Genomic DNA, 11284 nt, shown 5'->3' with positions numbered 1-11284 from the left:
TGGAAGAACTGCACCCAGACCAAACCCATACCCACCTGACCGGTGCCTCTCCGCCTGACACCGCCCGGACAGCGCGACACGACGCGTCCGGGCGGTGTCAGGCATGGGGTACGGCGGCTGCGCCGAAGCCGTGACGAGGCGGCACCGGCAGACGCAGAGCTCGACGTCGCCGTAGGAGAACAGGTGCGGCCAACGGCGTCGCTCACCGACACGGCCGATGTCCCACGGCGGTCCCAGCGTCACCGCGATGTCGCCGAGGGACGCGCCGCAGCGCAGCGGACCGATGGCTCCGGCCGAGCCCAGTGCGGCCGGCGCGAGTGATGCGGTCACACGGTGGAGCGTGCCGGTGGTCGCACCGGGGTGTTCACCGGATTGTTCGCGAACGAGGACTCCGTCGCTGTCGAAGGCATTCCCGGCACCGGTTGCCCGACCAACTCCCGACACCCCACGGGTCGTCGACCGACACCCGTACCCGACATCCGTACCCGAGCCCCGTACTCGCCGCCGACCCGGGTTCCCGCGCAGTCAGCGCCTTCAAGAAACGCACAAGCTTTGTCCAAGATCGGATGACCAGGGTGACAGGCACATCCCATCGGGAGGGTGACGACCATCACCCGCGGCCGGCCCACCTACCGGCCCCTGATGACAGGTACTCAGGAAGGAACATCCGTGCACATTGCCCAAGTCTCCAAGAAGGCCCGTCAGGCGGCCATCGGCGCGGCCCTGGCCTCGGCGGCGGTTCTGGCGATGCCGACCAGCGCCTACGCGGTCGGCGTCGGCGGGACCACCTCGACCGGCTGCTCCTCCGCGTCGGGTGTCTACAACTGGACCAAGACCGGCGAGACATCGACCTACTCCACCTACGACGCCTTCTTCGACATCTCCGTGAGAGATTCGTGCAACGGAGACGGCTGGGCTGCGGGCCTCTACCTGAGCTACCGCAAGTACAGCAATGGCATCTGGAGCTGGAACTCGATGCAGCGGGTCCGGACGAACGGGACCTACAACACCACGCTGCGCAACGTCGAGGGCGTCCAGATCAACGTCTGTGACTACTACCCCGACAAGGCCCCCCGTGGGTGCTACCGCGTCTTCTAGCCGGAGCGAAGCCTGACGGGCACCGTCCACGTCGGGGGTTTTGGGGCGTGGCACGTGCCGTCGCGGACCATCGCGAACAGCACACTGATTCGCTGCCGGGCAAGGCGGGGGAGGGCCTGTGCGGGTCTTCCCCGCCTTGCCCGGCGGTGGTCGTAGGGGGAACGGGAAGCAGGGTCGCACGGGGCGGCTCATGCGGAGGGGAACATCGCCCGTTCGAGTTGTCTGTTTCCCGCTTTGAGTACGGGTTCGCCATGTTCGCCGTGGACGGGAGATGCCGGGCGGCGTGGTCGTCGGGGCGGGGCCTACCCGGCCGACGTGGCACTCCTCGCACCTTCCGGCGCGACGGGCGCCCGGCCTCCTTCGCCTATCGTGATCCTGATTCGGTTCGCGCGTCGGAGCGGTAACCAGGAGACTCGCCATGACCCATTTCCCCGGACACGACGATTTGGCCGACCACCTGTCCAGGCGTCGCTTCGGCCGACTCGCGGCCCTCGCACTGGCCGTTGGCGCCGGTGCCGGCTCGGCCTCTCTCACCTCACCGGCCGTGGCCGTCGGAGCGGATGCGCGGGACTACTTCGACCGTGCCCGCGGGCTGGCCGGGAGCGATCCGGTCCTTCTCGCCCTTGTGACCGCGCTGACCCCGGGCGCCGAGGTTCCCCACCCGCCCGCGCCGGAACCGCTCAAGATCTTCGACAACCTGGCCTTTCTGAGCGCGGGCTGGGTCTCCGCCATGGCGGTGCTGACCGACGACGGGATCGTACTGATCGACGCGCTCACCTCGCCCGCGGAGGCCGAGGGCGTTCTCGTCCCCGGGCTGCGTGAGCTGGGAGCCGATCCGGAGACGATCAAGTACGTCGTCGTGAGCCACGGCCACGGTGACCATTTCGGCGGCGCGCGGTACCTCGCCGACCGCTACGGAGCACGCGTTCTGATGACACGGGCCGACTGGGACCTGATCGCCCGCACCCGTCCGGACAACGCCCCCACCCGGGACCTGGAGATCGCGGACGGGCAGCGGCTCACGCTCGGCGGCACGACGATCCAACTGCACCACACCCCGGGCCACACCTCGGGCACCGTCTCGTCGGTCATCCCGGTGCGGTCGGGATGCGAGCGTCACACCGCCATGCTGTGGGGCGGCATGAATCCGCCCGACGCGCTCACGGACCTGCGCACCTACCTGGCGTCCATCCACTCCTTCCAGGCCCGGACCCGGCAGGCGAACGTGGACGTGGAGCTGTCGAACCATCCCAACGACCACGGTCTCGAACGAGCCGAGCAGCTTCGGAACCGGCCCGACGGAGTCAACCCCTTCGTGCTCGGCCGGCCGCGGGCGCAGCGGTTCCTGACGGTGATGGACCTCATGGCGCGCGGGAGGATCGCCGAGGCCGAGTCCGAGTCCGAAGCGGCTGTCGGCGCGGCCGGTGGTTCCGGGCGGCGGTAACCGGGTCGTCCCCGCGTGGACAGGGTTCCGCCGGCCGGTCTGAGTCTGCCCCAGCTCATGAGCGGGTCCAGCAACTCCGCATAGCACAGCGGCAATTGCCACATGTTCTTGCGTGCGCTTCGGTGTTATCGTCACGTGCGGTGGGTCGAACCCGACCCGGGTCGACCGTGTCAGGGGGATGGCGTCGGCCTGCGCCCTGAACCGGTCGAAAGGTGCGAGCTCGCGGACCGCGGGCCTGACGCGTACACCCACGCAGATGGAGGGGAAGAACCCATGAGCGCACGCAACCGCGCGGTCTTGCTGACCATGGTCATCGGTCTGTTCGGCTGGCTGCTGGTCGGCCCCGTTCCGACGGCTTCTGCCGCCACCTACTCGTGCAGCAGCACCCATATCAGCGGTAACGCGTGGGTAGCCGGCTACTACGATGGCAGCACGGTGATTCCGTCCAAGACGGGCGTGTCCGCGGCCGGCATCGAGGCGCAGTGCATCCTCAAGAGCCGCGGATACAACCCCGGCACCATCGACGGTGTCTTCGGGCCGAACTCGCGAGCTGCCATGAAGCGGCTCCAGCAGGACGCGAACAATTCCTACAACGCCGGCCTGGACGAAGACGGAATGCCCGGTCCCCAGTCATGGGGCTGGCTCCGAGTCGCATGGTGGGGCTGAGCGCCGGGCGCGTGGCGCGTTTTGCCGTGAGATGAGTCCGGAGCCCCTGCCACTCGGACCGCACCGCCCGGTACGCCGGATGCTGTTGCTCGATTCCGCCCCGCTGGATCTCATCCAGCGGGGCGGAGTGCTGTGTCCAGGGAGCGTCGGCGTCACGAGGAACCGGAACTCCTTGCGTAAGACCTCACCGAGTTCTGCCGCGCACGCCGCTGAACATCCAAATCCGTGGGGATATCGACTCTCTGTCTCTCTGTCGTGGTATTCCGGCTCGGCGCAGGTGGTCGAGCGGTCTGGGGCGGCGTCCCTACTCATGTGGCAGTGGCCCGCTCAGGAGCGCCCTGATGGCGTTCCGGTCCGCGGGAAGCCCGATGTCGTTGAACCACGAGGTGACGAGATGGGTGTACCGCCAGCACAGGTCGCGGTCGGCGAGAGCGCTCAGGTAGCGGCGCTGGGCTGGAGTGAGGTCGGCGCCCTCGTCATAGCCGGAAGGGAATGCCGCGGTGAGCAGCGGTCCCCAGTCTTCGGCGATGGTGAGGTTGCTGCAGAGCGGCACGGACGCCATGGCGGCCGGCAGGAGTTCCTCGAAGTCGGCCGTGCGTTCGATGGCCGCGGACAGAAGGGCGTGCCGCAGGCGGCCTTCGATGTGTGGAAGCGGCTCCCCGGCACAAGGGTCGGGGGCGGTGGGTTCAAGGAACCAGGAGTCGATGGCCACGGGGTCGAGCAGAGCACGGAGGATTGTGCGCGTTGCCCGGGTGTTGCCGGCGCATCCCGGTGACAGAGCGGCGCAGGCACGAACGGCGGGGTCGGGATCGGCGAGCCAGCTCACGGTGTCCTCGCCCCAGGCGCCGATGGTCAAGACGATGATGGCGCGCTCACGCCGGTCGGTGCTCTCGGAGAGCAGCCGCCGGAGAACATGGCTGGTTTCGGAGATTCGATCGGCCGACTCGGGAGATTGAAGGAGCGCGGCGGTGGCGCTGAGGGCGGCCGCTCGGACGGTGGGGTCCGGGGCCAGGAGGTGGGGGGAGACGGCGTCGTGGATCGTGCCGCGTACCGCGCGGACCGCGTCGGTGACGCCCGGATCGTTGCCGTCCTCCTCGCCGGTCGTCTCGCCGTAGGCCGCCGAATCCGCGATCTGGCCCAGCCATTCCAACAAGGCGGCACGCAGTGGCCGAGGCCGACCGTCCCAGGTGGAGTAGTCCTCGTGACGGGCCAGAGTACGGGGGTCGTTCAATATCGCGGCCACGTACAGCGCGGCCGGCGCCGTCGCGCTGTACAGGGACTCCTGGTGCAGGACGGACATGTCCAGCAGCCCCAGCGCTCCCGCTTGAACGTCCGGATCCTCGGCCAAGAGCTGGAGCAGGCGAAGTGGTGTGTCCCGCGCCACTCCATAGGCATGCTCCAGTGTGCTCCAGTCCGTGCACTCGATCACGGAACGTGGGTCAGCCAATCGGCCATGGGCAGCCTGATCGGCGATCGGGTGGTCATCCTCGGTCGTCACACGGAAAGCATCGCCCCCGCCACTGACAACCCTCGTAGTCGGGCCCGGGGGAGGGACGCCGGTAAGCCCATCGCGCGACGTGGGCTCTGTGTGTGTTTCGGATCACTGGTTGTGAGTAGCCTGGAGCGTGCGCTGACGCCGTGTCCGGGGGCGCTGGGCGGGCTGGGGTGAGGGAGTGCGGGGGCTGCGGTGAACGGCTGAGGCCGGACGCACGGCCGACCCGGGGTGTTCTGTCAGACGGGCGATCCATGCTTGGGGGCGATGGTGTCTGTTGACCAGGAACGGCTGCGACTGATGGCGGCTGCGGCTGCCGGGGACGTCGAGGCGATGGAGCAGCTCGGTGAGTACCATCTGCGGCGTGGCCAATTGGCGCTGGCCGAACCGTGGTTCCGCCGCGCTGCCGAGCGCGGTGACGTCGATGGCATGGCCAACCTCGGTATGACGCTGTTGGAGCGGGGGGAGATCGCCGAGGCGGAGGGATGGCTGCGCCGGGCCGTCAACGCCGGGAACCGTCCGGCCGGCACCACGCTCGGGGCCTTGCTGATACAGCGTGGTGACTATGGCGAGGCGGAGCCGTTGCTGCGCGCCTCGGCCGCCGCGGGCAGCGTCTTCGCCCTGGTCAACCTGTCCAACCTGCTCGACGATACGGGGCGCGGCGGCGAGGCACGGCAGATGCTCCACGCGGCGGCCACTGGGACCGGCGCACCGGAGGCGAGCCTCGCCCTCGGCATCCTCCTGGTGCGCGACGGCGACGCCGCCGGCGCCGAGCCCTGGCTGCGCATGGCAGCGGACACCGGCGATGTCGACGCGCTGGCCTACCTCGGCGGCGCGCTGCTGCAGACGGGCCGGGTCCGGGAGGCCGAGCGGGTGCTGCGGTCCGCCGGGGACGCCGGGCACCCGTACGCCGTCCATGCGCTGGCCGCGCTGCTCGTACAACGAGGCAGGCGCCGTGACCGCGCCGAGGCGGAGCGCCTGCTCCGGCAGTTGGCCGAGACGGGTGGCGCGGAGGATCGCCGAGGAGGGTGACGTACGAGCGGTGCTCGCATCCCGCTCGCTCGTTCGCCTGCCTCATCTGCTCGGGCAGTGGCTCCGGTAGGGCCCCGGCGACCGGCCCGACGCGCCCCCGCGCGGCAGGACGCCCGCACCGTCCGTGGTTCGGCGTGGGGATCCTACTGTGCGAGGGGCACCGCTTCTGTCCGACCAGTAAGGAGCACCGGTCCGTGAACGTCGAGAATCTCCGCGCTCGTGCGTGACACCGCTTCCCAGTTGGGGACCGGTGTCCCTTACGCCTTGAAGGTCCTGTACGGCCAACTGGCCGAGGATCCGGACATGGGCCGGCCCTCGGGGTCGGCCGGCGTTCTCACGGTGATGGTCGACGGCGACGTGTTCGAGGACTGCCCCACCCTGGGACTGCCCCGCCCTGGCCGTCGGCGACACCCCCGGGCCCGACCGGATCGAGATCCGGTACGTGAACCCGGTTTCCTTCGCCGAGCCCGCTGGAGACTCCCAGTGCCGGGAGCAGGCCCAGGGCCAGCCCGCTGACCCTGCCGCCGACGCGGTCACCGAACGGAAGATCGCCGACGCCTGGCACCGCATCACCTGCCGGCTCCAGTACAACGCGCCCGACTCCCACGCTGCGCTCCGCGCCGGTGCGCACCGTGCCACCGTCGCCGCCCTGGAACACGACCTCGGCCTCCGGATACCCGTCGGCCTGCACGCCCTGTGGTTCCTGACCGCAGGCGACGACGGGGTCAACGGCGCCGGATGCCTGCCCGGCAACGAGGCCGCGAGTGGAGAGTGGCTCCCCGATGGCAGAAACGCGCACTACCACTGCCCCTTGCGGGCGATTGAACAGTGCCGCGTTCCACGCGTCACGTGCCGCATCAGCCGTCTCCAGGGCATTCCTCAATGGGGTAACTCCCACAGCGTCCAGCCGCTCGCACTTGATCATCGCTGCACCGGTCAGCACTGTTGCCCGCCCCGTCGCACCCAGCGCACGGGTCCGTCCGTGTGAATGGGTCGGAGAGGTTGGGGGGCACTGAGGCGGTTGGCCGCAGCTGGACTGCCCCGTCCAGAGGCCGTCGCAGATCACCCGGGGTCCCCGCAGCGCGGGGACCCCGGCTCGTCGGCTGGTTGGTTGGGCTGCCGGACCTTGAGAGGCCCGGCACCGTCAGAATTGCGGCTGCTCCTCGCATCGGAGGGAGGAGGAGATGGTTCAGCCCTTCACGGGCGGGTTCCCCACCGGGCGAGGCCCCGTACACGGGGCCCGTCCTCTCCATCTGATCGGTGACGGCGAACCCGGCGTGTGCCCGGCCCCGGGCACTCACCCGCCCCTCATTGTGGCCTTGTGTTCGGGCTGTGAGGTCAGCCGAGGGTGGAGCGGTTGACGGCGAGGGCCCTTCCGGTGGTGTCGTAGAGGGTGATGTGGCTGAGGTAGTCCCGGGGCTGGTTCGGGCCTTCACCGTCGTCGGCGGCGGGTGGGAGCTCGGTGCCGGCGTACCAGGCGCCCCAGCCGGGCTTGCCGGGCAGCTCGATCATGGAGGCGGGTACCACGCGTCCGGTGCGCAGGGTGATCTCCACCCGGGCGGCGTTACGGGTGCCGTAGTACACGCCGGAGTGGAAATAAAGGTCGCCGGCCTCTTCGGACTGGCGGCCGATGCCAGGCCTGCTCGTGTCGATGTTGCCGTCGACGACGCTACGGAACTGCTCGAACCCGTCGATGGACCAGTGCTTGCCCTCCTTGGTCAGCCACATCCGGACACCCGGCGCGGCCTTCACCCGCTGCCCCGGTGCCACGAGGCGGATGCCCGACGCCTTATCGGCGCGGACGGTCTGCCCGCTCTGAACAGCTTGGGCGGCGCCCGCAGACGGGGAAGTGGCCGAGGACGCCGTGGCCGACGTCAGTGCGTACGCGCCTGTCGGCACGGTCAGCACCGCTGCCGCGAGCGTCACGACGGCCAGATATTCCTTGTTCCGTGTCATGAACGGACAACTCCCTTGCGTACTTCGGTTTTTTACGGTCCGGAGGGCGCCTCTCCACCCGTTCAAACCTCACCGGTCACCTGGTCGGATGACAGGCCCGAGAACTTTTACCACTGGAGGGCCGCACGACCGATCCCGCGACGTGTCCGGCGGGACGGCCGTGAGCCGCTCGGGCTCGGTGCCGCGATCGGCAAGTTGGCGGAAGCACGCCGAAGCTGATCGCGGCGGCCAACCAGCAGATCAAGGGCGCGAACCTCCGTCCGCCCGCACGTACTGCGCGATCTCGCCGACGAGTTCCGCACCGAGAGCCCGCAGCGCCATATCGGTTGCCTGCCGTCCCGCCACCGTGCCACACAAGAGAACGCGATTATCAATGGAGAGACATAGCCCTCGCCGCTGTTCGGCTGCTGGACGGCTCGCTCCAATTTCAGTCATTCATGTTCACCACGGCGTTTGGCTGTTCCCTGGCTGCGACGTGTTCGGCAATCCCGGCTTCCTCACCCAACCGATCACCTGGGCGTCGGCCTCATCAAGCTACGTGGGGCGCCACGTCGGTGCCGTGTGACGTCCGGGACCGTAAATCTGCGCCAGTGCCTCATCGGCCTTTTCCGGGCTGCCGGCACGCAGGAGGGCCCGGAATCCCTCCCAGTCGGGAACGCGGCCGTCCTGTCCCCACTGATCGTTCGGGATGGTGTAGACGTGCACCCATGGGCCGTGCGCCGGCAGCGGACCAGAACCGAAAACCGACCGCACGGCTTCGGCGGCCTTGATCAGCATGGCACGGGTGTCTTCGGGCGTGGGGAGAAGTTTCTGAGGCGCAATTACATCGAGTTGAACTCGGGATCGGGGATCGGCACCGTCGATATTGCCCGGTGCATACCAGTTCTCGGGCTCAAACTCGTAGAACTGCACCCAAGAGGTCTCCTTGTGGGTCTGGTTGTTGACCAGGTCCTCGACGTCAGCCACGGCCTGAATGAGCTTTGCGCCGAGCTCCTCCTTCTGCGCGGCACTCAGATGGCCCTTCATTGCGTGCACGCGAACGAAAACCATGAGCGTGGGTCCTTCCGGTCGCAGGTCGACGGCCAACCCTGAGCCGGAAATGGCGACTGGTTTCAACAGGCACGCTGACCTATGGCGATTTACCACCTGATCGGGCGAGGCGGTGTCGTTCCGGCGCGACGGGTCACCACCGCTTCACCGAGTGGACAAAACGCAGAGTGTGGGCGAAGCTCCACCGGACCAGCGGACGCACCATGCCCCGGCTCGCCGGAAGCCGTCGGCTGCCGTCGACTCCACCATCGCTACGATCGAGCCAGGGTCTCCGCGTCCTCGTGCTCGACCGCGTGATGAGCGGGCGTGACGGGTGGTCATTCACCAACGCATTCAACCGCCACCGCAGCACGTCTGCCTGCGACTTTCTGGGCTGCCGGCCACCAATTGGGATGACGTCCGAGGTTACCGCGGGCACCTTGCCGCTCACGCCGGTCTTGCGCCCGTTCCACGGTACTTGGGCCGAGGATCGGCAAACCGACAACCTGCACCGGCCCAAGCACCACAACCGGCGCCTACGGCACCCTTTTGCATGTCAGCGCACACCGGGACGCCGATTCCGAGCGAGCGCTGCCCGTACGAGCACGGCCAGTCCGACTGGTGCTTCTCGATGGCGATCAGTTCGAGGGGTACTTGATCGGTCATGGCTTCGTCCTCTCGCGGCGCGGCCCCCGCCGCAGGGGGCACTCCAGCGGGGGCCGCGCGGGCCGGCGGGCGCGGGCATGGGGAGGTCCTCGCGCATCGGGGGCTGTGCGGACTCCCGCTGCCGCCGGGTGTGTCACGGTACGCGCCACCGTGGCCGAAAGTCAGCCCTCATGCTTCAGATTGTGTACGTGGCGAGGCTCAGCACGATCTCGCGCGGTACGCCGCTGAGCGCCACTTGCACGGCCGGTGTCAGAGTCGCCGGACCGGTGTACGGACGTAGACCGCCGACGTGATGCAGTCGCTCGTACCCACACTTCCCGGACAGCGGTGCCCGGACCGCGCGGATGATGTCATCAGGAACGGCGACAACCACATGGCTTCGATCACTTCTAGCAGCAGCGTTTGTCTGCTGTTTTGAGCAGCAGTTGCGGATCTTGGGGTCCGTGGATGTTCACGCGAAATAGCAACAGGCGGGGCGACGGCCGGTTGTCGGGCCTGGGTCATTGAGGCGGTCACTGATGGGATCCGCCGCTATCGTGCTTCCGTGACTGGTTCCGTGCAGCGTCTGCTGTTTCTTGATGTCGATGGGCCACTCATCCCGTTCGGCGCAGTGTCCCAGCCGTATCCGACCTATGCGACGGGCCCTGAACTGCGTGGTGCCGACACGAATCCGCTACTGAGCAGGATCAATCCCGAGCACGGACCTCGGCTGGCGGCACTCCCGTGCGAGGTGGTCTGGGCGACGACATGGATGGCGGACGCGAATGAGTGCATCGCGCCTCGCATCGGTCTGCCGCAGCTGGCAGTGGTGGTCTGGCCGGAGCCGTCCGACATCGACGACCAGGACGAACGAAACGGACTGCACTGGAAGACCCGTGCCCTTGTCGAATGGGCTGCGGGACGCCCGTTCGCTTGGGTCGACGACGAGGTGACCGACAACGATCGGTCCTGGGTCGCTGCCCATCATCAGGGGCAAGCCCTGCTCCATTGTGTCGATCCTCGTCATGGCCTGACTGACGGTGACTATATGGCTCTCGACTCGTGGCTGAGGCAGCTGGTCTGACACGGCTGGAGAACGTGAAGAGGCCGCAGAAACGACCTGGTGACGCTGTGTGGGACGGCTTGCCACCCGTGAGGACGGCGAGCGGTCGAGAGGGAACCCGCAGGAGTCAGCTGGCCGTGGCCGGTTCTTCGGCTCGGGCTCGGGTGCTGGCGAGGCGGTAGGAGTCGGTGCCGGTTTCGATGATGGTGCCGTGGAAGGTGAGGCGGTCGACGATGGCCCCGCAGAGGCGGGGGTCGGTGAAGGTCTTGGTCCAGCCACCGAAGGATTCGTTGGAGGCGATGGCGACGCTGTTCTTCTCCTCGCGTTCGGTCAGCACTTGGAAGAGGAGTTCGGCGCCGTGGCGGAGTTCCATGTAGCCGAGCTCGTCGATGCAGAGGAGGTCGACGCGGCCGTAACCGGCGATGGTCTTGTTGAGCTGCTTCTCGTCAGCAGCCTCGACCAGTTCGTTGACCAGCTTCGTGGCGAGCGTGTAGCGGACGCGGTAGCCCTTCATGGCGGCCTCGGTGGCCAGGGCGATGAGCATGTGGGACTTGCCTGTGCCGGAGTCGCCGATCAGGCAGAGCGGCTGGCTCTTCTTGGTTCATTCGCAGCTGGCGAGGGTGTGGATGGTCGCCGCGTCGACGTTCGGGTTGGCGTCGAAGTCGAACGCTCGCAGAGACTTCTCCCGTGGGGAAGCCAGCGGCTTTGATCCGCCGCTCCGAGCGACGGCGGGCCCGGTCGTCGCACTCGGTCATCAGCAGTTCGGCGAGGAAGCCGCGGTAGACACCTCAGGCGCCTAACTCGTCAAGCCGAGCAGCTGTGGGTGCCTGGGGAATCGAAGTCGGCTCGCTGTCTTGGC

At 68.2% G+C, this 11284-nt stretch carries 9 protein-coding genes and 1 pseudogene; 6 read left to right on the top strand and 4 right to left on the bottom strand.

Annotation, left to right across the window (positions count from 1 at the left end):
* Nucleotides 1-669: 669 nt before the first annotated feature.
* From BFF77_RS07495 to BFF77_RS07485, 3 genes are all read left to right on the top strand, one after another.
* Nucleotides 670-1098: a hypothetical protein gene (locus BFF77_RS07495; RefSeq protein ID WP_066945226.1), complete on the top strand. Its 429-nt coding sequence runs from the start codon at nucleotides 670-672 to the stop codon at nucleotides 1096-1098.
* A 418-nt stretch (nucleotides 1099-1516) separates the two neighbouring features.
* The gene (locus tag BFF77_RS07490) at nucleotides 1517-2542 is read left to right on the top strand and encodes an MBL fold metallo-hydrolase (RefSeq protein WP_107422098.1); all 1026 of its coding nucleotides are present in this window, start codon (nucleotides 1517-1519) and stop codon (nucleotides 2540-2542) included.
* A 273-nt stretch (nucleotides 2543-2815) separates the two neighbouring features.
* Nucleotides 2816-3208, top strand: coding sequence for a peptidoglycan-binding domain-containing protein (locus tag BFF77_RS07485; protein ID WP_066945223.1), 393 nt, complete (start codon nucleotides 2816-2818; stop codon nucleotides 3206-3208).
* A gap of 304 nt (nucleotides 3209-3512) precedes the next feature.
* Here BFF77_RS07485 and BFF77_RS07480 read toward each other — a convergent pair whose 3' ends face one another.
* Nucleotides 3513-4637 carry a HEAT repeat domain-containing protein gene (locus tag BFF77_RS07480; RefSeq protein WP_245703302.1) on the bottom strand — a complete coding sequence of 375 codons (1125 nt, stop codon included), beginning with the start codon at nucleotides 4635-4637 and terminating at the stop codon, nucleotides 3513-3515.
* Between the two features lie 330 nt (nucleotides 4638-4967).
* Between BFF77_RS07480 and BFF77_RS07475 the strand changes: the two genes are divergently transcribed.
* Nucleotides 4968-5732, top strand: a complete 765-nt coding sequence (locus BFF77_RS07475) for a tetratricopeptide repeat protein (protein WP_079124914.1) — start codon at nucleotides 4968-4970, stop codon at nucleotides 5730-5732.
* Between the two features lie 442 nt (nucleotides 5733-6174).
* Nucleotides 6175-6720: an SMI1/KNR4 family protein gene (locus BFF77_RS07470; protein ID WP_066945213.1), complete on the top strand. Its 546-nt coding sequence runs from the start codon at nucleotides 6175-6177 to the stop codon at nucleotides 6718-6720.
* A 350-nt stretch (nucleotides 6721-7070) separates the two neighbouring features.
* Here the strand turns inward: BFF77_RS07470 and BFF77_RS07465 are convergent, their stop codons facing one another.
* Both BFF77_RS07465 and BFF77_RS07460 read right to left on the bottom strand, forming a co-directional pair.
* Complete coding sequence (locus BFF77_RS07465; protein ID WP_066945210.1) at nucleotides 7071-7688, bottom strand: hypothetical protein; 618 nt, start codon at nucleotides 7686-7688, stop codon at nucleotides 7071-7073.
* A gap of 534 nt (nucleotides 7689-8222) precedes the next feature.
* Nucleotides 8223-8738, bottom strand: a complete 516-nt coding sequence (locus tag BFF77_RS07460) for a tautomerase family protein (protein ID WP_066945208.1) — start codon at nucleotides 8736-8738, stop codon at nucleotides 8223-8225.
* A 1189-nt stretch (nucleotides 8739-9927) separates the two neighbouring features.
* Here BFF77_RS07460 and BFF77_RS07450 point away from each other — a divergent pair.
* Nucleotides 9928-10446: an HAD domain-containing protein gene (locus BFF77_RS07450; protein ID WP_066945203.1), complete on the top strand. Its 519-nt coding sequence runs from the start codon at nucleotides 9928-9930 to the stop codon at nucleotides 10444-10446.
* Nucleotides 10447-10552: 106 nt separating this feature from the next.
* Here BFF77_RS07450 and istB read toward each other — a convergent pair.
* A pseudogene (gene istB / locus BFF77_RS07445) lies at nucleotides 10553-11207 on the bottom strand (IS21-like element helper ATPase IstB); the annotation flags it as partial.
* Nucleotides 11208-11284: the final 77 nt, after the last annotated feature.

Source organism: Streptomyces lushanensis (assembly GCF_001700515.1).
Lineage (GTDB): Bacteria > Actinomycetota > Actinomycetes > Streptomycetales > Streptomycetaceae > Streptomyces > Streptomyces lushanensis.
This window is presented reverse-complemented; position numbering and strand designations above follow the sequence as displayed.